The sequence below is a fragment of the Symbioplanes lichenis genome (assembly GCF_030709675.1).
Classification (GTDB): domain Bacteria; phylum Actinomycetota; class Actinomycetes; order Mycobacteriales; family Micromonosporaceae; genus Actinoplanes; species Actinoplanes lichenis.
In genome coordinates this window covers 142,531-165,046 of record NZ_JAUZQD010000003.1, presented here as the reverse complement: position 1 = coordinate 165,046, position 22,516 = coordinate 142,531, and the positions used below count along the sequence as shown (strand labels likewise).

Here is a 22,516-nt window from a genome sequence, read left to right as displayed (position 1 = left end):
CATGGCCGGTGGCGACACCCTTATCGTCCACAGCTTCGCCGTCGAGCTCGGCGGCATCCAGGTCGAGTATGTGCAGGAGGTCAGCGGGCTGACCTTCGAGCTCGACGCGATCGAGGTCCAGCAGGTGACCTCGACCGGCGAGCTCGTCATCCGCAAGATCCCGGGCTCCCGCAAGGGCGGCGAGTGCACGATCACCCGCGGCCTCGACAAGAGCAGCTCGTTCACCGAGTGGATCAAGAAGACGTTCGTCGGCGGCGCGGTCGAGGAGGCCCGGCAGAACATCAGCATCATCATCAACGACTCCGAGCGCAACGAGGGCCGCCGCTTCGACCTCACCAACGCCTGGGTCAACAAGTGGGAGGGCCCCAGCCTCAAGGCCGGCGACTCCACGGCCGCCACCGAGAAGGTCACCGTGGTCTACGAGGACATCACCACGTCATGAGACGCCGCGCCGTCTCCGCCGGAGATCTCGACACCCTCCTGGCAGACCAGCAGGACGAGGAAGCGGCGCCGGTCAGCCCGGCGCCGCCGCCCCGGCTGCAGACCGACTTCACGTTCACGCTCCCCCGCGGCTATGTCGACGACAACGGCACCGTCCACCGCGACGGCAGCATGCGCCTCGCCACGGCCCGCGACGAGCTGACCCCGCTGATCGACGTGCGGGTGAAGCAGAACCCGGCCTACCTGTCGGTGGTCCTGCTCAGCCTCGTCGTCACCCGCCTCGGCACCGTCACCACGATCCGCACCGAGACGATCGAGCGGCTCTTCGCCTCCGACCTGGCGTTCCTGCAGGACATGTACAGGCGGATCAACGCGGAGGGCCACACCCTCGCCGAGGTGACCTGCCCGCACTGCGACACCACCTTCGACGTCGACCTGGCAGGTGGTCGCCCGGGGGAATCGTGACGTACGGGGCCGACCGGCTGCACGAGGAGGTCGCGTACGTCGCCTACCACTTCCACTGGCCGCGCACGGAGATCATGGGCCTCACCCACGCGGACCGCGTCCGCCACGTCGAGGAGATCGCGCGGATCAACACGAGGATGAACGAGGGTCGGTAAGAGATGGCGGTATGGGACAGGCTCCGGCGGCGCCGAGTCGCGAGCTCTTCTGCTCCTTCGCCCGCGCCCGCTCCTGTCGATGCTCCGGCGGATCCCGTGACCTCCGCTCCGCGCGACCCCGGGTGGGCGTCGGTGCCGCCGCTGCGGCCGGCCCTGGCCGACAGCCCGCGCCTGCTCAGCGACGGCAACAGGTTCACGGCCCAGTTGAGCACGCAGCGCGATCCGTCCTTCCAGTCCGGGCTCGAGACCCGGCACGACGGGCCGGTCGGCGTGGTGCGCGACTTCCTGCGGCCGGCTGGTCCGGCTCGGCGTCCTGCCGCCGGGTCTCCCTTGCCCGTACGCACTCCGGTGCCGGACGTCACCGACACGCCGGCGCCTGACTCTCTCCTGCCGGTGCCGGCTGCCTCGCGTCCGGTGACGGCTCCGCGGGCGGTGACTCGGGCCCGTTCGCTGGTGTCGTCCGGGCCGGCCGAAGCGGCTCGCCGGCTGCCCGTGCGGCCGAGGCCTCCTGGCGTCCCTTCCGTTGCCGGTGCTCCGTCCACCGGGGTTGTGCAGCGCTGGGCGAGTCATCCGGCGCCCGTGGTGCCCGCTGTTGCCGGTGCCACGGGGGCACAGGTTGCGCCGTCCGACGCTGGTCAGCGGGCGATGGTCTCGCCGTCGCAGCTGGAGTCCGGCGCGCCGGACGCTGAGTCTCGCCTCGGTCGCTTGGGAGAGGGCGCTTGGCCGCCGGGCTCGGACACGTCGGCGCAGGGGGCGGCTCCTTCGGGGTCTGCTTCTGCGGGGGACGCGGCGGTCCAGCGTGCTGTTTTGCCGCGCGGGCCGGGGTCGTTGCGGGACGGCCGGCAGCGTGAGGAGACCTCTCCGGCGGTGGTGCGCAGCCGTGCTCTTGGCTTGGGTGAGCCCATGGAGGGGCCACCTGCGTCGGCCCGCTTCAGTCACCAGGACGTTGACCGGGCCCGCCGTCCGGCCACTTCGCCGCGTCCTGCCGAGCGGCGCGCCACTTCGCCGCGTCTGCCTGAGACTTCTGCTGCATCGCCGCGACCGCAGGACGCTCGAACACCTTTGCCTCGGTCGAGTGACTCGCGGGCCGCTTCGCCGCTTCCTGTCGAGGGTGGCGGCGCTTTACCTCGTTCCGCCACGCGCGGCGGGGCATCGCCGGATCTCGGTGTGCCGCTGGTGCAGCGCCGGGTCACCGAAGCGCAGGAGGCCACCCAGCCGCGTGCTACCGGCCGACCAGCGAGGTCGAGCACGACCGGAGAAGTGGGGGCTCCGCGTGCGACCGACTCGTCGGCGGGGCGGAGCACGGGTGGGCAGCCGGTTCAGCGGGCGGAATCTCCGCGCCGGGCGGGGCTGGGCGCCCCGCTGCCTGCGACTCCCTCTTCGATGTCCGAGATGCCTCCGGCGGTGTCCGCGACGGCTCCGGGGGAACTGGCCTCGTCCGCCCGGCCGCGTGTAGTCACGCCGCGGCCGGTCCTTGAGGCTGCGGCTGGGGACGTTCGCTCGGGTGAGGCGTCTACCGGCCCGGCTCAGTCCGCCGCGGTTGCCGGCCCGGTGCAGCGAGCCGTGGCCTCACTTGGCGGAGACACGTCACCTGGAGCCTCCGCTCCGGGCCCGGAGACTGTGCTGCGGGCGGGCAGTGGGCAAGGAGCGGAAACGATACAGCGGGCGGAGGAGGCACGACCTACGCAGCTCGCTCCTGCCATGGAGCCCGCGCGCTCTGGGCATTCGACGCAGCCCGCCCAGAGCCCGCAATCCGCTCGGAGCTCGGAGCCAGCCGAGACTGCGCGGCCGGCTTTGGTTCAGCAGCGCGCCCAGACAACGCAAGCTGGTCAGCCTGCTCCGATAGCGCGGACTGGTCAGGCGGGGCAGGACGGTCGGGGTGGGCGGCGTGGGAGCACAGTGCAGCGGGCGGAGGCCGGGGAGCGCCCCGTTGTGCCTCTTCGCCGTCGGCCGGAGCCGGAGCCTGTGGGTCCGGCGCGGCCTGCACCGGAGCCGGCGACCGCACCGCCCGCGACACCCACTCCGTTGACAGCACCGCCCAGCGCTCCGACTCCGTTGACAGCACCGCCCAGCGCTCCGACTCCGTTGACAGCACCGCCCAGCGCTCCGACTCCGTTGACGGCGCCGCCGAGTGCGCCGGCGCCGGTGAATCCGCGGCGTACCGATGCGCCTTTGCCGGCTGGGCCGTCGGATTCGGGCCGCTCGGTCAGTTCGGCCACCTCGGCGGGCCCGCACGTCGTGCAGCGCAGCGTCACTATGCCGGCGGTCACGTCTCGGGCTGTCACTGAGCCGGGCGTACCCCGGGCTACGGCGGCTCTGGGTGAAGCGGGGCGTCGGGAGGCGCGGGCGGCCGGACAGGGGAGCGTTGCTGCGCCTTCGGTGCCATCCGGTTCGGACGGCTCGCCCCTTGTCATGTCGGCGAGCCGCGCTACTGGAGCGCGGCCGAGCCCGGCGCCTGTGAACCCGCGGCCGGTCAGTAGTCCACCGAGGACAAGGTCCGTTCAGCGGGCTGAGGCGGCGCCGGCGACGCTTCGGACGCGTTCGGTGGATGCCGGCTCGCGTCCGGCGGTCGCGTGGCGTCCACTCGCTCAGCAGGCGAGCACGATGCCGGGCCCGGCAATTCAGCCCACGGGGACGGTTGGGCCGGCGGAAAGCGCCGGGTTCCGGTCGGTCGTTCCGCTGCAGCAGAGCGCGGCGGCGGCGACACGGCCCGCACCCATCGTCCCGATACAGAACGCGGCGGCGCCACCACGGACCGCGCCGGTTGCGCAGGGGTCGCTGAGTGCGTCGGCGCAGACTGTGCCGGTGGTGCAGCGGACAGGCGCGGCTCAGGCGCAGGGCCAGCCGCAACCGGCATCAGTGCTGCGATCCGTGGCCGCACCTCAGGCACAAGCCCAGAGCCAGCCACGACCGGCACCGGTTCTCCGGCCCGGAACCGTCGCGCGGCGCGCCGTCTCGGATGCTGCCGCCGCGTCCGGAGACAGCCAACGCGCCGCGGCACCGCCAAGAGGCAGTCAGCGCGCCGCGACATCATCCGGAGGCGGGCAGCGCGCCGGCGCGCCGGCCGGGGGCGGTCAGCGCACCGCAGCGTCGGCCGGGGGCGGTCAGCGCGCCGCATCGACGCAGCAGGCGCCGGTGACGATCGGCTCGCTGGTGGAGCAGATCGACGACTCGACGCTGACTGCGTTGCTGGGGAAGTTCAAGCGGGAGCACATCGATGCCCTGGCGCATCGGCTGAACGATCCGTTGCAGCGGATGGTGCGGGCCGACATGCGCGCCAGCCGGGAGCGGTCGGCGCGGTTGCGGGACGGCTGGCGATGACGGGGGCGGGCATCGGGGCCGGGGCTACGGACAGCACGGGGACGACGACGACGGGGACGACGAGATGAGTGACGATCCGGGGACCAGTGTTCACTTCCGGCTGCAGATCGACGGGATCGACCTCGGCGAGTGGAACAGTTGCGACGGGCTGGGCATCCAGGTGGAGCTGGAGGAGCACCAGGAGGGCGGCAACAACGATTTCGTGTGGCAGTTGCCGTCGCGGCTCGTCTATTCGAATGTCACGCTCACCCGGCCGTTGACCGACGACACCGAGAAGGTCTTCAAGTATCTGTCGAAGCTGCCGCGCATGGTGAGGCGCGGGACGGCGCAGATCGCGGCGCTCAAGCCCAATCGGGATCTGCTCGTGCAGTGGGGACTGGCCGACGTGGTGCTCGTGCGGTGGTCCGGGCCGACGTTCGATCCGAGCCGCTCGGAGGTGGCCTCGGAGAGCATCGAGCTGGCCTACCACGGCTTCTCGGAAGTGGACGACTGATGGCGACCCTCCGGAACGGTCGTGGACCGGCGGCGCCGGCCAGGACGCGGACGACTGACAGTGCTTACCGCGACGGACATCGACCGATGGCACCGGCCAAGACGTCGACGACCGGCGCCGCGCACAAGGACGGACGTGGAGCGACCTCACCGAACAGGACGGGCGCGCCGGACAGTGCGCGCCGGGATGGAGAAGGACGGCTGGTGGGGCGTACCGGGGAGGGGGTGGACGGCTGATGGCTCGGACCGGGAAGGTGGCCGCGGGGTTGCAGTTGTTCAATCCGCCGCCCGCGGGCGGGAATCAGCCGGGCGGGCCGCTCGGCGGGCCGGTGTCGTTCACGTTCAATCCGAACGAGTTGTCGCTGCGCAAGTCGGCGAACTGGATTCCGCACGTGGCGCGGTCGGCGCAGGACGTGGGCGTGGCCGAGTTCAGTGGGTCGGGGCCGCGGGAGTTGTCGCTCACCGTCTTTCTCGACGCGACCGACACGCACGACCGGTCGGTGCAGCAGCGGGTGGAGAAGCTGCTGACGACCTGTGTGCCCACGAAGGCGAGCATCGCGGCCAAGGCGCCGTCGCCACCGTGGGTGAAGTTCGTGTGGGGGCAGTTCCAGACCGTGAGTTTCTACTCGTACGTGAGCTCGGTCGACGCCACCTACAAGCTCTTCGACCCGGACGGTACGCCGCTGCGGGCGACCTGCTCGATGACGCTGACCGAGATCAGCGGGTCGACGCCGGGGCAGAACCCGACGTCGGGGTCGCTGAGTGCGCAGCGGGTGCACCGGCTCGTGGCGGGCGACACGCTGGAGATGCTGGCGTACCGGGAGTACGGCAGTCCGACGGCCTGGCGGGTCATCGCCGAGGCAAACGACATCGACGACCCCGTGCGGTTGCGCCCCGGGCGGCAGCTGCTGATCCCGGCGGTGGACGGCGCCACCGGGCTGAGCGGGGAGGGACGGGCGTGAGCGCGAAACGTCAACAACCGGCCTCGAGCGGGAAGCGCGAGCCGCACGAGGAGGGCCGGGCGTGAGCACCGAGCACATCTACAACCTGGTCATCCGCTTCCCCGGACCGCTGGAGGCCAAGTGGAACGCGGCCATGGTCGAGACGGTCGTGGAGGACAGCAGCAATCTGGCGGCCGTGGCCGAGCTGCGGTTCCGCGATCCTGACCACAAGTTCTTCACCGAGACCGGGGTGACGATCGGCAGCAAGGTCGACCTCAAGGTCAAGCCGGCCCAGCTCGCCGCGGTCGACCTGTTCGCCGGCGAGGTCGTCACGATGGAGACGCAGTTCGACGGGCACGGGTCGTTCGCGGTGGTGCGGGCGCTGGACCTGTCGCACCGGCTGATGCGGGGCCAGCGGGTGCGCAGCTTCGTGAAGCAGACGGCGTCGGTGATCGCGCGGGACCTGGTGAGCTCGGCGGGGGTGCCGGTCGGGAAGATCGACTCGTTCAGCCGGTCGTACGACATGATCACGCAGCCGAACGTCAGCGACTGGGAGTTTCTCAAGATGCTGGCCGTCGACAACGAGGCCGAGGCCGTGATGGTCGACGGGAAGTTCTTCTTCCGCAAAAGCGAACGCGCCTCCACGGGACCGGGTGCGGGGCTGACGCCCGAGCAGAGCCCCAAGGTCGTCGACATCCAGAAGAACGTCCTGGCCGTACGGTCGACCGTGACGTCGGTGGGGCAGGTGCCGCGCGTGACCGTGCGCGGCTGGGATCCCGTACGCAAGAAGGCAGTCAAGACCGAGGTCAGGACCGCACCGAGCGCCGAGCTCGACATCAGGATGAAGCCCGCGACGGCGATCGCGCCGTTCCGTAGCACCGCCGGGCTCAACATCACCGACGTGCCCTACGAGACCGACGCCGAGACCCGCACCGTGGCGAACGCCGTCGCCGCGGACGTGACGGCGGCGCTGGCCGAGCTGGAGGTCGGGGTGCGCGGGCGGCCGGAGCTGCGGGCCGGGGTGGCGATGTCGCTGCAGAAGCTGGGGCCCGACTTCGACGGCAAGTACACGATCACCTCCAGCCGGCACGTCTTCCAGCAGGCCGAGCCGTACGAGACGTGGGTCACGGTGAGCGGCCGGCAGGACCGCACGATGTACGGGCTGGCGGGCGGCACCTCGGCGCCGGTGCGCCCGGTGCGCGTGCCCGGGATGGCGATCGGCATCGTCACGGACACCAAGGTCGACGCCGATCCGCGGTCGCGCGGCCGGTCGCGGAACCGCAAGAACCAGGGCTGGGTCCGGTTGCGGTTCCCCTGGCTGACCGACGACAACGAGTACCAGACCGACTGGGTCCGCACGGTGCAGCTCGGTGGCGCCGGCGGGGGCGGCGTCTTCGTGCCCGAGATCAACGACGAGGTGCTGGTCGGCTTCGAGCAGGGGCTGCTCGACCGCCCGTACGTCATCGGGGGTCTCTACAACGGCAAGGACAATCCGTCGCGGGACCACGAGGGCGACCTGATCGACCGCACGACCGGCAAGGTGAACCGCAGGTCGATCGCCTCGCGCAGCAACGACCGCATCGAGCTGCTCGACTTCCGGCTCAAGCCGCAGGGCATCCGCCTGGCCACCGAGAAGGACCGGCTGTTCATCTTTCTCGACCGGTTCCGGGAAAAGATCGTCGTGGACAGCAAGGGCGACATCGAGATCGAGGCGATGGCCGACGTCGAGATCCGGGGGCGCGACATCAACCTGCAGGCCGGCCGCAAGCTGAGATTGAGCGCGCCGCAGGTCGAGATCGAGGGTCGCGTCGACGTGGACATCCACGCGCCGATCGTGAAGCTGAACTGAGGAGCCGACCCATGCCGCACCTGCCCGCCGCCAAGATCGGCGACCCGATCAGCCAGACCGCCAACCCGCTCATGCCCACCGGCACCGTCGGCACGCCGCCCGCGCTGGCCATGATCGCCGCGCCGCCCGTGCCGACGCGCAATCCGACGCTGGGGATCAGCACCGTACGCATCAACGGCCGCCCCGCCGCCGTGACCGGCACGCTGGTGACCTGCGCGATCGACGGCGCGGCGATCCAGCCGAACCCGCTGCTGCCGCCGGTGCCGCCGCGGATCGGGGGCCAGGTCCTGATCGGCGGCTTCCCGGCCGCCCGGATGGGCGACAAGGCGACCTGCCTGGCCGTCATCGTGCCGTCGCCGGCCGACGCCGCCCTCCCGCGCAAAGTGCTGATCGGGGGCTGAGATGGCGGAGCAGTTCATCGGCAACGGCTGGGCGTTCCCGCTGCGGGTCGACGCGACCGGCGGCATCGCCCTGGTCAGCCGGGAGAAGGAGATCGCCGAGGCCATCCGGCTGATCCTGGCCACCGCGCCGGGCGAACGCCCGATGCGCCCGGAGTTCGGCTGCGGGGTGCACGACTACGTCTTCGCGCCGGCCGACGAGAACACGGCCGGGCGCATCGCCTTCGAGGTGCGCCGCGCCCTGGACCGCTGGGAGCCGCGGATCGACGTCACCGATGTCGTGGTCGGCTTCGACGACGAGGACACCGGGGTGCTCTACATCGACGTGCGCTACGCCATCCGCGGCACCAACGACCCGCGCAACCTCGTCTTCCCGTTCTACGTCATCCCGTCGCACGACGACGCCGCCCAGGAAAGCGCCGCCTGATGCCGCTGCCCGCACCCCATCTCGACGACCGGCGCTTCCAGCAGCTGGTCGACGAGGCCAAGCGTTTCATCCAGCAGCGCGCGCCGGAGTGGAGCGACCACAACGTCTCCGACCCCGGCGTCACGCTGATCGAGGCGTTCGCGCACATGACCGACCAGCTGCTCTACCGGCTGAACAGGGTGCCCGACAAGAACTACCTGGCGTTCCTGGACCTGATCGGCGTCACGCTCTTCCCGCCCGCGCCGGCCCGCGGCGACGTGACCTTCTGGCTGTCGGGCGCCCAGGAGAACCCGGTCGTCATCCCGGCCGGCACCGAGGTGTCCACCGAGCGTACGGTCACCGACGAGGGCGTGGTCTTCACCACCGTCACCGACCTGGCGATCGTGCCCGGCGAGCTGACCCGGCTGCGCCGCCACCCGAGCGCGGGCGCCCCGGCGGACCTGCTGGACCCGGTGGCCGAGGGCCGGGACACGGCGGTGTTCCAGGAGACGCCGGCCGTGGGCGACAGCCTGCTCGTCGGGCTGTCGGCGCCCGTCCCGCACTGCGCGGTGCTGCTCGAGCTGGACAGCCGCGTCGAGGGTGTCGGCGTCGACCCGCGGCAGCCGCCGATCGTGTGGGAGGCCTGGACCGGCGACGGCTGGACCACGTGCGAGGTCGACCGGGACGAGACGGGCGGGCTCAACCGGCCCGGCGACGTGGTGCTGCACGTGCCCGGGGGCCACGCGAGTTCGGTGCAGGGCGGTCAGCAGGCGGCGTGGCTGCGGCTACGGCTGGTGGAGGCGCAGGCCGGGCAGCCGTTCTACGCGCAGTCGCCGACCGTACGGTCGCTGGTCGTGTCGACGATCGGCGGGACGGTCGCCGCCGTGCACGCCGAGACGATCACCGGGGAGCTGATCGGCGAGGCGGAGGGCGTACCCGGGCAGCGGTTTGTCGTTGCTCGTCCGCCCATCGTGGCCGACACCGTGCCGCTGCTCGTCGAGGTCGCGAGCGGGGACGGGTGGGTGCCGTGGTCCGAGGTGGACGGCTTCGGCCGCTCCGAGCCGACCGACCGGCACTTCATGGTCGAGCGCACCAGCGGCGAGATCACGCTCGGCCCGGCGGTGCGGCAGGCCGACGGCACACTGCATCAGTACGGGGCCGTGCCCGCAGCCGGCTCGCGGGTGCGCGTGCGCCAGTATCGCAGCGGGGGCGGGCGTGGCGGCAACGTGGCCCGGCGCGCGTTGTCGGTGCTGCGCAGCTCCATCCCGTACGTGAGTGTGGTCGAGAATCGCGGACCCGCGGCCGGCGGTGTCGACGGTGAGACCGTCGCGGAGGCGCGCCTGCGCGGGCCGGTGCAGCTGCGCGCCCAGGACCGGGCCGTGACCGCCGCCGACTACGAGCTGCTCGCACGGCAGGCCGCCCCCGGTGCCGCCCGGGTGCGCGCGCTGCCCGCGGGGGACGGCAGCGACGCGGGTGGCGTACGGCTGCTGGTCGTGCCGGCCGTGGCGCCGGACGAGACCGGGCGCATCCCCTTCGAGGACCTGGTCCCGAGCGACGAGATGCTCGCCACCATCGCCGCCCACCTCGACGAACGCCGCCCGATCGGCGCCCGGCTGGTCGTCGAGCCGCCGTTCTATCAGGGCGTCACGGTCGTCGCCCGGCTGCGGGCGCGCCCCGACACCTCGGCCGTGCGGCTGCGCGCCCAGGCCGAGGCCGCCCTCTATGCCTATCTCGATCCGCTGCGCGGCGGCCCCGACGGCCGGGGCTGGCCCTTCGGCCGCCCGGTCCACGCCGGCGAGGTCTTCGGCGTCCTGCAGCGGCTGCCCGGCGTCGAGGTCGTCGACGAGGTCCGCATGTTCCCCGCCGACCCGCTCACCGGCCGCCGCGGCGACGAGGTCAGCCGGCTCGACCTCGACCGGCACGCCCTCGTCTTCTCCCACCAGCACCAGGTCCGCGTGGAGGAACGATGACCACCCCGCTCCCCGCCCCCGTCGCCGAGGTCGCCGGCCGCCGCGCCGCTGTCCCCGGTCTGAGCACTCCCGACCCGCTCGGCCGCCGCCTGCCCGCCGTCTATGCCGCCGACGACCTGGCCCAGCGGCTCACCGAGGGCTTCGACACCGTGCTCGCGCCGGTGCACGCCACGCTGGACAACCTGTGGGCCTATTTCACGCCGTCGGTCGCCCCGGACGACTTCGTCGACTGGCTGGGCGAGTGGGTCGGCGCCGCCGCCGGTCGGGACTGGCCCGCTGCCCAGCGCCGGCACGCGGTCGTCAACGCGGTGGCCGGGCATCGGATCCGGGGCACGGTGCCGGGGCTGCGGGCGGCGCTGCGCGACACGTTCGGCGTCGAGGCCGAGATCGAGGAGAGCGGAGGCACGTCGTGGTCGGCCACGCCGGGCGGCCGCCTGCCCGGTCGTCCGGACGCCCATCTGCGGGTACGCATCCCGAGCGCCGATGTCACGCCGGGTCTCGCCGACCGGGTCCGCGAGTTCGTCGAGGCGAACCGGCCGGCGCACGTGCCCTGCACCGTTGAGGTGGCCGGCCGATGACACTGTGCGACAACTGTGGTTCGCCGGTGACGCCGGGGGATGCGTTCTGCGGGGTTTGCGGGGCTTATCTGGACTGGGGTGATGAGGCGTCGCCCTCGCCTGCCGCTTCTTCGTCTCCCGCGCCTTCGCCTGCCGCCACTTTGCCTCCCGCGGCCTTGCCGTCCGCGCCTCCGGTCGTTGCGCCGTCGTCTTCTGCGGCGTCGCCCCCGTCTTCTTCGCCTTCCGCTTCGCTGTCTTCCGCGTCGCCGCCTGTGGCTCCGGCCGGGGCGTCGCCTTTCTCCGTGCCGCCGGTTGCTGTGCCTTCTGCTTCCGCCTCTCCCCCGTCCGCGCCATCGGCTTCCGCGCCGCCGGCCTCCGCGCCATCGGCCTCCGCGCCATCGGCTTCCGCACCATCGGCCTCCGCGCCGCCGGCCTCCTCGCTTCCGGACAGCGGTGCGGATGCGGCTTCGGACGACGCGCCGGTGCCCGTGGCGGCGCCCGATCGGGCGAATCGGGCCGCAGCGCTCGTGGTGCCGGTGTCGGAGGCGCACGTGCGGGCCACTGTGCGTACCGAACCGCCAGCCCCGGAGAGGGCGCCCGGCGACGACCAGCCCGGAGCAGTCCAGCCGGGAAAGCCGGTGGCGCCGCGGCCGGTGCTCCGGGAGTTCACCGACAGTGACAGCGGCGGGCAGGTCGTCTGCCCGGTGTGCGGCACCGCGAACCCGGCCGGGCGCTCATTCTGCCGGCAGTGCGGCAACTCACTGGTCGCGGCGGCGCCGGCGGCTCGGGCGCGGCGGCGGTTCACGGTTCGGTGGCCGCGGCGCTGGTCGTGGCTGCGGCGGCTGCTCGCGATGCTCCTGATCATGGCGCTGGCCGCGGCGGCGGCGTGGGCGGCGATCACCTACGGTCCACGCGGGGTCGACGCCGTCCGCGACCGGCTCGCCAAACCCGTGCTGACCACGCCGGACGGGGTGGCCGCGTCGAGCTCCGCGAAGGGACACGAGCCGGAGCTGGTTTCCGACGGACTGAACAACCGCTTCTGGTCGCCGGCGCTCGGCAAGGGCGCCGGACAATGGGTGGAGCTGACCTACGACCAGCCGATCCGCATCCTCAACGTCATCATCAGTGGCGGCGTGTCGCCGGAGCAGGACGACTATTTGAAGCAGGGTCGCCCGGCCGCCGTCCAATTGTCGGCGTGGACCGCGGAAGGGGTGCGCAAAGACAAGCAGGTGCTGCTCGCCGACCGGGCCGGGCCGCAGACGTTCGTCTTCACCGCGGGCGGCACGAAGCGGCTGCGCGTGACGATCGTCTCCGGCTACGCGCTGGGCAAGGGCCGGGCGCCGGCCGTGGCCGAGATCGAGGTGTTCCGCCGACCGTGACGCCCGTGGAGGAGGCCATCGGAACCCGGACGCGCCCGCGCCGAGCCCCGCGGTCACGCCGGACGGCCGTCAAGGGCAACTCGAGCCGGACCGCGCGGGCATTCGGCGCGACCGTTGAGGGCAACTCGAGCCGGACCACGCGAACAAGCGCGGCGGCGGTTGGGGGCAGCTCAAGCCGGACCACACGGGCAAGCGGCGTGACCGTCGAGGGCAAGCCGGGCTGGGCCATGCGGGCAGGCGGGGTGGCCGTCGTGGGCAAGCCGGGCCGGACCAGGCGGGCAAGCGGAGCGGGAGTGGAGGGCAACTTGCGCCGGGCCACGCGGGCAAGCGAGGCGGCCGTCGCGGGCAGGCCGGGCCGGGCGGCGGGGTCAGGCGGCGCGGCTGGTGAGGGCGGCTCGGGCGGCGGCGACGTCGAGGTCGCGGAGGACGCGGTCGTAGCGCAGGCGGGAGTGGGCGGCGGCCGCGTGGTCGCCGGCGCGTTGCTGGGCGGCGATGAGGAGGCGCCAGCCGGCGTCGTCGTGGCCGTCGAGTTCGAGGGCGCGCCGGGCGGCGGTGGCTGCGGCGGCGGGGCGGCCGCGGTCGAGTTCCAGCCCGGCGAGCAGCCCGGCGGCGGTGGTGGCCTGGGCCCGGTAGCGGTCGCGCTCGGCGACCACCCAGGTGGCCGGGCCGTCCTCGGGCAGCAGGTCGCCGTCGTAGTGCTGCAGGGCGGTGCGCAGCAGTCCCGTCGCCGTGGCGGTGCGACCGTCGGCGGCGGCTCGCTTGCCCGCGCGGTAGTTCTCGGTGAAGGCGGTCACGTCGCTCTGGTCCGGCGAGCCGACGGCCAGTCGGTAGGACTCCCCACTGCGGACGATGTAACGCGACGCGCCTCGGGCGACGCCCGGCTCGAGGAAGGTGCGCAGGGTGGAGACGGCGACGTGGAGGCTGTTGACCGCGGTGGACTCGGCGAGGTCCGGCCACAGCGTGTCGATGATCTGCTCGCGGTGCACGGACCGGTCGCCGGCGGCGGCCAGATAGCGGAGCAGGGCGCGGCTGCGCGGGCGGACGGCGGCGAGGTCGAGCTCGTGGCCGTCGTCCTCGACCCGGAAGCCGCCGAAGCAGTACCAGCGCAGCGTCATCGTCCTTCTCCCTCTCGATGCGGCGGGCCCGTCGTGGAGCTCGACGCGGCGGAACCCTGGTGGAGCCGTTCGCCGGGGGGAGAAAACGGGCGCGGAAGGGCAGCCCGGCAAGTGTCGATGATCGGGGAGGGACAATGGTAGGCGTCAGTTCGGGGACATAGTCGGCAGCAGGGAGGCCCCATGCCCGCAGAGACGCCTGGTGAGCTGACCGTTCTCCGCTGGCCGGTCACCGACGAGACGCTGCTCACGCGGGTGCCGCTGCCGGTGGTCGTGCTGCCCCGGGGCGTGACGGCGGATCCACTGGCCCTGGTCGCGGCGGGGGCCCGGGCGGTGGTGGCCGGCGACGACGAGCTGGGGGCGGCGCGGGAGGCGGTGCTGGCCGGGGGCTCGTACCTGTCGCCTTCGATCTTGTCCAGGCTGGACGCGACCGCCGCGCCGGCCCCGCGGCTGGGCCCGCGCGAGGTGGAGACGTTGCGCTACATCGTGGCGGGGCTCACCCACCGGCAGACGGCGCGCCAGCTGGGCGTGACGGAGGAGACGGTCAACACGTACGCGAAAAGGCTCCGCCGCAAGCTCGGCGCCGCCAACAAGGCCGAGCTGACCCGCAAGGCCGCGGAGCTGGGTTATCTGCCGATGTGACTTCGGTCTTGCCGGTGATGTTGCCTCGTGCCTCCGGTCGCGGCGCGGTTGACTCGATCTCGGGGGAAGCACGGGAGGCCGGCATGGAGCTGTGGGCGGTGGTCGCCGATCCGCTGGCGCAGCGAGGCATGCGTCAGCTGGCCGGTGAGCTCGACAACGTCAGGACCTGCGTGGTGGTTGACTCGGCCGCGGCCGTGACCGGGTCACCCGACGTGGTGGTGCTCGTGGGCCAGTCGCCCACGGCGATGCGGCTGCTGGCCGGCCGCTTCGCCACGGTGGCGATGGTCCCGGACGCCGCCCCGGAGCAGGTCCAGGCCGCATGGCGAGCCGGGGTGCGCGCGGTGGTGAGCACGTCCGCGGAGACGGCCGAGGTGCGGATGGCGCTGCGGGTGGCCCGCGCCGGCGGTGGCTACCTGTGCCGGCGACTGTCCGCCCGGCTGCGCACCGAGCACGCGACGGCCACGCCCGGCACGGTGCTCAACCGGCGCGAGCGCGAGACCCTCGACTTCATCGCGCAGGGGCTCACCCACGCCCAGACGGCCCGCCTGCTGGGCGTCTCGGAGGCGACCGTCCACTCCTACGTGACCCGGCTGCGGGGCAAGCTGACCGCCGGCAACACCGCCGACCTGACCCGCCGCGCCCTCACCATGCGCCTGACTCACCCGGCGCCGGCGCCTCGCTGACCCGCCCCCGGACGAGCACCACCGAGCCCGCCGTCGTCGCCACGTCGCGCCTGTGTGGGATGACCAGCAACGTGCCCGGCTTCGGCGCCCCGCTGACCCGGCTCCGGACCAGCGCCACCGAGCCCGGCCTCCTCGCGGCCCCGGTCGGCCAAGCGGTCGCGGAGGCGCTGCACCTCGAGCAACCCGGCGCTGAAGCCGGCCGCCGAGAAGAACGCGGCCGCCCGATCCAGATGCACCGCGGCCACGTCGAGCGGACCCGAAGCCGCCAGGGCAGACGACCCGTCGAGCGCGATCTCCGCCAGCGTCAGATGCGCCGTCCCCGAGTCGCCCGCGTCATCGCCAGCCGCGAAATCGGCGAGCGCGGCCTCGAGCGTCTCCTCCGCGCGCTCCGGCTCCCCGAGCCCCACCAGCACCAACCCGAGCTGCACGCGCAGATAACCCCGTACCGGAAAACCGGGCAACCGCACCGCCAGCCCGTCCCAGTCCGCCAGCGCCGCCGTGAGCACGTCGTGCGCGGCGGCCAGATCACCCCGCGAGCGCAGCAGCTCCGCTCGCGCCCGGGCCACGACCACCCCCGCGAGCCGGTCTCCCGACGCGGCGAAGATGTCGCGCGCCTGCGCCAGCCGGTCCATCGCGCCGTCGAGGTCGCCGCGCGTGGCCAGCACCGCGCCGAGATAACGCAGGGCCCACCCCTCGCTCGTACGGTCGCCGGCCGCCCGCGCGAGCCGCAGCGCCGTGACATGGTGCGGGTACGCCTGCGCCGGCCTGTTCCCGACCATCCGCAGCGCCCAGCCCAGATTGTTCTCCTGGCGCGACTCCGCCGCCACGTCACCGAGCGCCCGGGCCGCGTGCACCGCCAGGTGGAAGAACTCGGACCACGGCAGCGCGCCGTGGCGCCGATCCGAGTACCAGTAAAGATCCCGCGCCGCCGTCAGCACCTCCCGATAGCGTCCCCGGGCCGCGGCGTGCCGGACCGCCCACCACAGGGCCGCGCGCGTGTCGTCCAGCCAGGCCAGGGCCTCGGCCGCGGCCGGGAAGACGCCCGTGGGCCGGGACGGCTCGGGTTCCAGCCAGGCGCCCGCGTCGGAGCAGCGGCCGAGCAGGTGACGGGCGAGCCGGTCCTGGGCGGCGAGGCGCTCGGCCGGATCGTCCTCGGTCTCGGAGCGGCCGGCCGCGAAGAGCGCCAGCAGGTCGTGCCACGCGAACTGCCCGGCGACCTGGGCCGGGTCGAGCAGGCCGGCGTCGACGAGGGTGTCCAGGTGCCGCTCGGCGGTGACCTCGCCGGTGCCGGTCAGGGCGGCCACCAGCGGGACCGGCCAGGCGGGCAGGGGCGCGACCGAAAGCAGGCGCAGGGTGCGGCGGGCGGGCTCGTCGAGCAGCCGGTAGGACAGCTCGAACGCGCTGCGCACGCCCAGGTCGCCCACGTGCAGCTGGTCGAGGCGGTGCTGCTCGTCGCGGAGCCGTTCGGCCAGCGACTGGACGCTCCACTCCGGACGGACGGCGAGCCGGTTGGCCGCGACGCGCAGCGCCAGGGGCAGCCCGCCGCAGAGCCGGGCCAGCTCGGTGGCGGCGGCCGGCTCGAGGCTGATGCGGTCGGCGCCGACGGCCCGGGAGAGCAGGCCGTAGGACTCCTGCGCGCTGAGCACGCCGAGCACGATCCGCTCGGCCGCGGACAGGCCACCGAGGGGGTTGCGGCTGGTGATCAGCGTCAGCCAGCCGGACCCCGCGGGCAACAGCGGGCGTACGTGGGCCTCGTCACGCGCATTGTCGAGCACCAGCAGCCCGCGCCCGCCGCCCGTCAGCGCCCGGTAGGCGGCCATCCGCTCGTCCGCGGCCTCGGGCATCCGGGCGACGCCGAGCGCGGCGAGCACCTGGCTGAGGGCGTCGGTGGTGGACGTGGGCTCGTCGTCCATGCCCCGGAGGCTGACGAAGAACACGCCGGCCGGGAACCGCGCGGCGAGCCGGTGGGCGGCCCGGACGGCCAGGCTGGTCTTGCCGATGCCGGGCGGCCCGGCGATGACGACCCACGGGGTGCCGTCGCCGTCGGCCCGCGCGGTGATCTGGCGCAGCGGCTCCGCCCGGCCCGCGAAGTCGGGCAGGTCGGCCGGCAGCGACACGACCGACGGGGGCGCCGGCGGCTCCGGCGCGGCGGGCCGGCGGGTGCCGAGCAGCCGGCTGCGCTCGGGCCCGGTCAGCCGCAGCTCGTCGGCGAGCTGCAGCAGGGTGTGCCGCCGGGGCCGGGAGACCGAGCCGAGCTCGAGATTGCGCACGGTGCGCACCGCGACACCGGCCCGGCCGGCCAGCTCCTCCTGGGTGAGACCGGCCGCCAGCCGGTGACGGCGCAGCAGATCCGCGACAACTGTCACCTTGCGGATGATGGCACAGGATTCTGGGATAACCACCCGAAGTCACCTTGCCGACATCGTCGATCACCTTGCTGTATCCCGCACCGCCGGGCTGAGCAGCAGCGGCGGGTTGCATCGACGAGTGTGAAACTTATCATGAGCCGATCGGCCGGACCCCGCGCTATTCGCGCGTGGTCCGCAGCCACGCAGCCAGCGCCGGCGCGTCGCCCATCGGCAGGTTCTCGAGCTTGACGCCCTCGCCGAGCGCCTTGAAGAGCAGGCCGGCCTCCTGCACGGTGAGTCCGGCGATCCGCAGGTACGGGTCGTTGCTCGCGATGCCGCCCGCGTTGAGCCCCGCCCCGACGGCGCCGAAGAGCCCGCCCATCATCTTCCCGAGGTTGACCTTCCCGATCGTGACCCCGCTGCGCAGCCCCTCCGCGAAGAGCATCTTGTACGCCTCACTGCCGAAGTCCCCGAGCGCGGTGCCCCCGGCGAGCCCGGCCGAGACGGCGTTCCAGATCGTGGCGTTGCCCCCGGCGTTCGCCACCCTGATGCCGTGCGCCTGCAGAATCGGCGCGGCGACCGAGATGAACGCGCCGGCCATCTTGAGATAGTCGCCGTCCTTGAAGCCGGCCAGCACCCCGTCCTTCGCCGCGGTCTCGGGCTTCCACGCCTCGCCGGCGCCCTTGATGCCCAGCCCCACGCCCTGCGTGTAGAGGCCACCGATCCGCGCCCCGACGGACGGCTGCCCGCCCATGCCCCCGGCGTTCGCCCAGATGCCCGCGGCGGTCACCACACCGGCCAGCATCTTGCCCCAGTTGACGGTCGACTTGTCCCGCGACTCGGCCCACTTGGCCGCCTCACTGATCGCGTCGCCGACGGCCGACGCGCTCGCCATCCCGACGCCCCCGGCCGGGAGCACGCCCGTCGGCTGCTGCCGCATCTGCAGATCGATGACCCGCTGATTGATGGCAGGCCCGGCCTCCGCGACAAGCGCGCCGACACCTTTGGGTACGTCCCCCCGCAGCGACTTCTTGCCCAAAGTCTCCGCCGTGGGCTGCTCCTCGACCTCCCGCGGCGTCCGCAGCTCCCGCTGCTCGTCCTCCGTCTGCGCCGGCAACGGAATCTGGTCGGCGGCAACGGGCGACGGCACCGGCTCCTGGCCCACCGCCGGCGGCGCCGCGAGTGGGTCCTGGTGCACCGCCGGGGCTTGCAGCTCGGGCCGTTTCCACCAGGCGTCCACGTCCGAGACCGGGTATGCCGGACGCGCCCACCAGGCTTTCACATCCGAGACCGGGTAGGCCGGCTGCTCCCGGAGACTCTCCGGCACCGTCACGGAAACCTCGGGAAACGAGTCGAGCCCGAGCGCCGACACCGGCAACGGCGCCACCTGCTCAAGCGCCGCCGACGCCGAGGAAGAGGACGAGGAAGCCCCGTCGACCGGCGCCCGCTGAGCGGCAACCAACCGCCCCACGGCGGCATTGCCGATCTGCCGCTGCAACGCCAGCACCGCCCCGGCGCCGCCCGCCTGCCGCTCGCGCGCGGCCGCCCCGGACCGGCGCGGCCGATCCGCCGTACGCTCCACTCTGGACCGAGTCACCGCCGCAGGCTACGACCCCCGCGTGAACGCCGGCCGACCCTGCCCTGAACGCCGCGTACCCCCGACCCGACGCCGCCCGCTGAGCTGCGGATACGTACACTTCCCGGGTTCAGACGGGGGAGGATCACCATGTACGACCAGCAGCCGCCCAGCGCCATCGCCCTGACCGCCAAGTACCACTGGATGGCGTTCATGCTGGCCCTGTTCCGGCCGTTCCTGGCGATCAACGGGCACCCGGTCCCGGCGGGCTGGGGCCGCACGGTCGTGCCGGTGCCACCCGGTCAGTACCAGGTCCACGTCCACGTGCCCTACCTCATTCCACCCCGCATCGGTACGGCCGACACGCTCGTTCCCGTGCACCCCGGCCAGACGGTCGAGGTCGAGTACCGCGCGCCCGTGATCGGCTGGCTCGGCGGCTCGATCGGCCCGGCGCCCCAGCGCTACCGGGGCGTGGGCGCCGCGATCGCGCTCACGCTGGTCCCGCTGCTCCTGCTGTGCTGCATCGGCGGGGCGATCGGCCTGATCAACCTGACCGGCAACGACCCGGTGGCGGCCCCCGCCCCGACCTTCGAGCCGCTGCCGACCCGTTCCCTCGCGCCGCCGTCCTCACCGGCCCCCACGTCACCGGGCCCCACGTCACCGGGCGCCACCCTCCGCCCGGCGCCTGCCCGTACCCTGGTCGGCCCGTCCTACGCGGCCGGCGAGAAGACGTACACGATGGCCCTGTCCGGCGTCCCGTTCGCCTTCCGGACCCCGCCCACCTGGGGCTGCATGGCCGGCCGCACGGACATCGACGACGCCAAGGGCTGGGTCTGCGTCGACGAGGGCGACCCCTTCGACGCGAGCGCCCCCGCCCCCGACCGCGGCAAGCGTCTCCAACTCCTGCTGCGCCCGTGCCCCGCCCCGTGCGGCACAACCGAACGCGACCGCCTCAGCGCCGACTGGTTCGGCCAGGACGCTGTGCCCACCCTCCTGGGCGCCCGCACCCAGTACATCCAGGGCACCGACAGCCAGGGCCGCTACACCCTCGGCATGAGCCACTTCTTCCCCGCCACCGGCACCCCGAAGTGGCAGGTCGCGGTCGGCACCTACAGCCAGCCGGCCACCAAGGCCGTCGTCCAGAAGATGGTCAACGACATCCTCACCCAGGCCGGCTGACGGGGCTCGAGAAGGACGACTGAGCCGTCCCGTTCGAGGTCAACACGCCGTAGGGTGCGGGAATGGACAAACTCACCCGGTTGACCGGTCTCGTCGCGGACGTCGCGCTGGGGCTGCCGGTGACGGCGGCCCCCTACGAGGTCCGGGAGGGGGTCGCCGTGCCCATGCCGGACGGCGTCACCCTGCTCGGTGACCACTACCGTCCCGCCGGGGCGGGCGGGCCGCTGCCCGTGGTGCTCGTCCGCCTGCCGTACGGGCGGGCGGGCGCCTTCAAGCAGATGTTCGCCCTGCCCCTGGCCCGCCGCGGCTTCCAGGTGTTCGTGCAGGCCACGCGGGGGACGTTCGGGTCGGGCGGGCAGTTCCGGCCGTTCACGACCGAGCGTGACGACGGGCTGGCCACCCTCGCGTGGCTGCGGGAACAGCCGTGGTGCGACGGGCGGGTCGCGATGACCGGGGGCAGCTATTTCGGGCACACCCAGTGGGCCCTGGCGCCGTACGCGGATCCGCCGCTGGTCTGTGTCTCCCCGCACATCACCTCCGCGAACGTCACCGACCGGCTGTTCTACGAGCACGGCGTGCCGCAGATCCACACGGCGCTGAGCTGGTCGGCGCAGATCGGCCGGCAGGAGGCGCCCGCCCTGCTCGGGGCGCTGCCGGACCCGCGGGTGCGGCGGCGGGTGCGGAAGGCGCTGCGGCAGCTGCCGTTGCAGGCGGCCGACGTCCAGGTCGCCGGGGCGCCGGTGCCGTTCTGGCGCGACTTCGTCGGGCACGCGGCGCCGGGCGACACGTTCTGGGAGCAGGCCGACCACGACGGCGCCGACCTGAGCCGGATGCCGCCGGTCAGCACGGTCACCGGCTGGTGGGACCTCTTCCTGGCCGGCAACCTCGCCGACTTCACGGCCCTGCGCGCGGCCGGGGTGGAGGCGCGGCTCGTGGTCGGGCCGTGGCTGCACGGGGAGCCGGGTGAGCTGCGGGCGGTGGCGAAGACCGATGCCGCCTGGCTCGACCATCACCTCAACGGCGGACCGGCCCCGGAGGGCGCCCGGGTGCGCGTGAAGCTGCAGCAGACCAGCAAGTGGCTGGAGTTCGACGAGTGGCCGCCTCCCGAGGCGCGGCCCCGGCAGCTGCGGTTGCGCAAGGAGGGGGCGTCGAGCGGGTTCACGTACGACCCGGCCGACCCCACGCCCACGGTCGGCGGGCCGTTGCTGCAGCCGCCGGGCAAGCAGGCCGACAACCGGGAGATCGAGGCCCGCGACGACGTGCTGGTCTTCACCGGTCCGGCGCTGAGCGAGCCGCTCGACGCCGTCGGGCCGGTGCGGGCGACGATCCACGTGCGCACCGAGCTGCCGTACGCCGATGTGTTCGTCCGGGTCTGCGACGTCGACGAGAAGGGCGTCTCCCGCAACGTCACCGACGGGATCCAGCGGCTGGATCCCGGGCACCACACCGCGGACGAGGTCAGGGCGGTGGAGGTCGAGCTGTTCCCGACCGGTTACCGCTTCCGGCCCGGCCACCGGGTGCGGGTGCAGGTCAGCGGCGGCGCCTTCCCCCGGTACGCCCGGAACATGGGCACCGGCGAGCCGTTCGGCGCCGCCACGGCCGGGCGTACCAATCGCTTCGAGGTCTTCCACGACGACGCGCATCCGTCGTCCGTGGAATTCACTGTCATCTGAGATAGGCGGCCAGCGGGAGGTTCTGCTCGCGCAGGGCCGTGGCGACCAGACCGGCGATCTGCCGGGCGCCCGCCGCCTCGAAATGGGTGTGGTCATTGCAGAAGAACGCGCCGACCGCGCCGGACGTGTAGTCGCCGTTGTTCGGGCACAGCCGCAGCGAGTTGTAGAGAGCGACGCTGCGGCTGTGCAGGTCGACCACCGGTACGCCGTTCGCGGCGGCTGCGTTCCTCGTCTCGGTGAGGAAGCCGCGGTTGCCGACGGCGGTGCTGCCGCTGCACGTGATGGCCGCGACCGGGGTGAAGAAGATCGGGTTGACGCCCCGGGACTTGGCCGCCTGGGCCATGACACCGAGCAGCTCCTGGAAGCGGGCCGAGCCGACGTGACGTGGGCAGCTCGTGTCGCCGTCGTTGATGCCGAACTGGACGAGCAGGTGGTCGCCGGCCTTCATGCCCGTGAGCATGGCCGTCCAGCGGGAGCTGTAGGCGGTCGAGCTGAGCACGCATTCGCCGGCGCTGTTCTTGGTGCCGGTGACATTGCCCTCGTACAGCCAGGTCTGGATGCTGCGGCCGCCGACCGCGCTGTTCTGCACGGTCGCGTCGGCGGTGAGGAACTGGGTGATCTGGCTGCCCCAGCCGATCGGGCAATTACTGGCGTTCATCATCGTCGAGTCGCCGGCCATCCACACCTTGGTCGAGGCGGCGGCCGCGCACGACGGCGAGACGGTCTGGGTGACGGCCACGCTCCCGACGAGGAGCAGCAGCAGGGTCAGCAGTCTCATCACAGCGCTCCTAGGGGGTGCTTCGTGGGCCAGGGCGAGTCGCCGGCGAGGTCCAGGTTTCGTCTCGCAAGTGGGGCGGATGGGTCGATACCGGTGTTGTATCGGCGCATTCGCACCGCGCCGCGAGACGGAAGCTGGGCCCGGCGGCGGC

The 22,516-nt window shown here is 73.1% G+C and carries 20 protein-coding genes and 1 pseudogene; 17 read left to right on the top strand and 4 right to left on the bottom strand.

Annotation, left to right across the window (positions count from 1 at the left end; all coding sequences use genetic code 11):
- Window position 1 precedes the first annotated feature (1 nt).
- From RAN62_RS07950 to RAN62_RS07890, 13 genes and pseudogenes are all read left to right on the top strand, one after another.
- Window positions 2-442, top strand: a complete 441-nt coding sequence (locus RAN62_RS07950; protein ID WP_305783852.1) for a phage tail protein — start codon at window positions 2-4, stop codon at window positions 440-442.
- On the top strand, window positions 439-906 hold the full coding sequence (locus RAN62_RS07945) for a hypothetical protein (protein WP_305783851.1): 468 nt from the start codon (window positions 439-441) through the stop codon (window positions 904-906). Before RAN62_RS07950 ends, RAN62_RS07945 begins: the two co-directional genes overlap by 4 nt.
- Window positions 903-1,061, top strand: a complete 159-nt coding sequence (locus RAN62_RS07940; protein ID WP_305783850.1) for a DUF6760 family protein — start codon at window positions 903-905, stop codon at window positions 1,059-1,061. Before RAN62_RS07945 ends, RAN62_RS07940 begins: the two co-directional genes overlap by 4 nt.
- A 3,135-nt stretch (window positions 1,062-4,196) precedes the next feature.
- A complete protein-coding gene (locus tag RAN62_RS07935; RefSeq protein WP_305783849.1) occupies window positions 4,197-4,382 on the top strand; it encodes a hypothetical protein in 186 nt (61 codons plus the stop codon).
- A gap of 64 nt (window positions 4,383-4,446) precedes the next feature.
- Complete coding sequence (locus tag RAN62_RS07930; RefSeq protein ID WP_305783848.1) at window positions 4,447-4,875, top strand: phage tail protein; 429 nt, start codon at window positions 4,447-4,449, stop codon at window positions 4,873-4,875.
- 235 nt (window positions 4,876-5,110) lie between these two features.
- Window positions 5,111-5,836, top strand: a complete 726-nt coding sequence (locus RAN62_RS07925) for a CIS tube protein (protein WP_305783847.1) — start codon at window positions 5,111-5,113, stop codon at window positions 5,834-5,836.
- Window positions 5,837-5,897: 61 nt separating this feature from the next.
- A complete protein-coding gene (locus RAN62_RS07920) occupies window positions 5,898-7,664 on the top strand; it encodes a VgrG-related protein (protein ID WP_305783846.1) in 1,767 nt (588 codons plus the stop codon).
- Between the two features lie 11 nt (window positions 7,665-7,675).
- On the top strand, window positions 7,676-8,065 hold the full coding sequence (locus RAN62_RS07915) for a PAAR domain-containing protein (RefSeq protein WP_305783845.1): 390 nt from the start codon (window positions 7,676-7,678) through the stop codon (window positions 8,063-8,065).
- 1 nt (window position 8,066) lies between these two features.
- A complete protein-coding gene (locus tag RAN62_RS07910) occupies window positions 8,067-8,489 on the top strand; it encodes a GPW/gp25 family protein (RefSeq protein ID WP_305783844.1) in 423 nt (140 codons plus the stop codon).
- Complete coding sequence (locus RAN62_RS07905) at window positions 8,489-10,438, top strand: putative baseplate assembly protein (protein WP_305783843.1); 1,950 nt, start codon at window positions 8,489-8,491, stop codon at window positions 10,436-10,438. The genes RAN62_RS07910 and RAN62_RS07905 overlap by 1 nt, the downstream gene beginning before the upstream one ends.
- On the top strand, window positions 10,435-11,016 hold the full coding sequence (locus RAN62_RS07900; RefSeq protein WP_305783842.1) for a phage tail protein: 582 nt from the start codon (window positions 10,435-10,437) through the stop codon (window positions 11,014-11,016). The genes RAN62_RS07905 and RAN62_RS07900 overlap by 4 nt, the downstream gene beginning before the upstream one ends.
- A pseudogene (locus RAN62_RS41350) lies at window positions 11,013-11,726 on the top strand (zinc-ribbon domain-containing protein); the annotation flags it as partial. The gene RAN62_RS07900 and the pseudogene RAN62_RS41350, both read left to right, overlap by 4 nt.
- 132 nt (window positions 11,727-11,858) lie before the next feature.
- Window positions 11,859-12,374 (top strand): NADase-type glycan-binding domain-containing protein, encoded by a 516-nt coding sequence (locus RAN62_RS07890; protein ID WP_305783840.1) that lies wholly within the window; start codon window positions 11,859-11,861, stop codon window positions 12,372-12,374.
- A gap of 368 nt (window positions 12,375-12,742) precedes the next feature.
- Here RAN62_RS07890 and RAN62_RS07885 read toward each other — a convergent pair whose 3' ends face one another.
- Window positions 12,743-13,489, bottom strand: coding sequence for an AfsR/SARP family transcriptional regulator (locus RAN62_RS07885; protein WP_305783839.1), 747 nt, complete (start codon window positions 13,487-13,489; stop codon window positions 12,743-12,745).
- Between the two features lie 180 nt (window positions 13,490-13,669).
- Here RAN62_RS07885 and RAN62_RS07880 point away from each other — a divergent pair, with 180 nt between their 5' ends.
- Together RAN62_RS07880 and RAN62_RS07875 are read left to right on the top strand one after the other, a co-directional pair.
- Window positions 13,670-14,128: a helix-turn-helix transcriptional regulator gene (locus tag RAN62_RS07880; RefSeq protein ID WP_305783838.1), complete on the top strand. Its 459-nt coding sequence runs from the start codon at window positions 13,670-13,672 to the stop codon at window positions 14,126-14,128.
- 83 nt (window positions 14,129-14,211) lie between these two features.
- Window positions 14,212-14,811 carry a response regulator transcription factor gene (locus tag RAN62_RS07875; protein ID WP_305783837.1) on the top strand — a complete coding sequence of 200 codons (600 nt, stop codon included), beginning with the start codon at window positions 14,212-14,214 and terminating at the stop codon, window positions 14,809-14,811.
- Here the strand turns inward: RAN62_RS07875 and RAN62_RS07870 are convergent.
- Both RAN62_RS07870 and RAN62_RS07865 read right to left on the bottom strand, forming a co-directional pair.
- Window positions 14,787-17,177 carry an ATP-binding protein gene (locus tag RAN62_RS07870; RefSeq protein ID WP_305783836.1) on the bottom strand — a complete coding sequence of 797 codons (2,391 nt, stop codon included), beginning with the start codon at window positions 17,175-17,177 and terminating at the stop codon, window positions 14,787-14,789. The genes RAN62_RS07875 and RAN62_RS07870 overlap by 25 nt on opposite strands.
- A 160-nt stretch (window positions 17,178-17,337) precedes the next feature.
- Window positions 17,338-18,756 (bottom strand): hypothetical protein, encoded by a 1,419-nt coding sequence (locus tag RAN62_RS07865; RefSeq protein ID WP_305783835.1) that lies wholly within the window; start codon window positions 18,754-18,756, stop codon window positions 17,338-17,340.
- Between the two features lie 129 nt (window positions 18,757-18,885).
- On the opposite strand from RAN62_RS07865, the gene RAN62_RS07860 reads away from it, so the two are divergent.
- Entirely contained in the window at window positions 18,886-19,914 is a 1,029-nt protein-coding gene (locus RAN62_RS07860; protein WP_305783834.1) for a hypothetical protein, read from the top strand.
- Between the two features lie 62 nt (window positions 19,915-19,976).
- Window positions 19,977-21,587, top strand: coding sequence for a CocE/NonD family hydrolase (locus RAN62_RS07855; protein ID WP_305783833.1), 1,611 nt, complete (start codon window positions 19,977-19,979; stop codon window positions 21,585-21,587).
- Here RAN62_RS07855 and RAN62_RS07850 read toward each other — a convergent pair.
- On the bottom strand, window positions 21,580-22,365 hold the full coding sequence (locus RAN62_RS07850) for an SGNH/GDSL hydrolase family protein (RefSeq protein WP_305783832.1): 786 nt from the start codon (window positions 22,363-22,365) through the stop codon (window positions 21,580-21,582). The genes RAN62_RS07855 and RAN62_RS07850 overlap by 8 nt on opposite strands.
- Between the last annotated feature and the right edge of the window lie 151 nt (window positions 22,366-22,516).

Bases quoted from the DNA above. Each gene is read 5' to 3' on its own strand.
- RAN62_RS07945 (WP_305783851.1), top strand. From the start codon at position 439: ATGAGACGCCGCGCCGTCTCCGCCGGAGATCTCGACACCCTCCTGGCA.
- RAN62_RS07930 (WP_305783848.1), top strand. From the start codon at position 4,447: ATGAGTGACGATCCGGGGACCAGTGTTCACTTCCGGCTGCAGATCGAC.
- RAN62_RS07915 (WP_305783845.1), top strand. From the start codon at position 7,676: ATGCCGCACCTGCCCGCCGCCAAGATCGGCGACCCGATCAGCCAGACC.
- RAN62_RS07860 (WP_305783834.1), top strand. From the start codon at position 18,886: ATGTACGACCAGCAGCCGCCCAGCGCCATCGCCCTGACCGCCAAGTAC.
- RAN62_RS07880 (WP_305783838.1), top strand. From the start codon at position 13,670: ATGCCCGCAGAGACGCCTGGTGAGCTGACCGTTCTCCGCTGGCCGGTC.
- RAN62_RS07855 (WP_305783833.1), top strand. From the start codon at position 19,977: ATGGACAAACTCACCCGGTTGACCGGTCTCGTCGCGGACGTCGCGCTG.
- RAN62_RS07910 (WP_305783844.1), top strand. From the start codon at position 8,067: ATGGCGGAGCAGTTCATCGGCAACGGCTGGGCGTTCCCGCTGCGGGTC.
- RAN62_RS07875 (WP_305783837.1), top strand. From the start codon at position 14,212: ATGGAGCTGTGGGCGGTGGTCGCCGATCCGCTGGCGCAGCGAGGCATG.
- RAN62_RS07925 (WP_305783847.1), top strand. From the start codon at position 5,111: ATGGCTCGGACCGGGAAGGTGGCCGCGGGGTTGCAGTTGTTCAATCCG.
- RAN62_RS07890 (WP_305783840.1), top strand. From the start codon at position 11,859: ATGGCGCTGGCCGCGGCGGCGGCGTGGGCGGCGATCACCTACGGTCCA.
- RAN62_RS07850 (WP_305783832.1), bottom strand. From the start codon at position 22,365: ATGAGACTGCTGACCCTGCTGCTGCTCCTCGTCGGGAGCGTGGCCGTC.
- RAN62_RS07905 (WP_305783843.1), top strand. From the start codon at position 8,489: ATGCCGCTGCCCGCACCCCATCTCGACGACCGGCGCTTCCAGCAGCTG.
- RAN62_RS07950 (WP_305783852.1), top strand. From the start codon at position 2: ATGGCCGGTGGCGACACCCTTATCGTCCACAGCTTCGCCGTCGAGCTC.
- RAN62_RS07885 (WP_305783839.1), bottom strand. From the start codon at position 13,489: ATGACGCTGCGCTGGTACTGCTTCGGCGGCTTCCGGGTCGAGGACGAC.
- RAN62_RS07900 (WP_305783842.1), top strand. From the start codon at position 10,435: ATGACCACCCCGCTCCCCGCCCCCGTCGCCGAGGTCGCCGGCCGCCGC.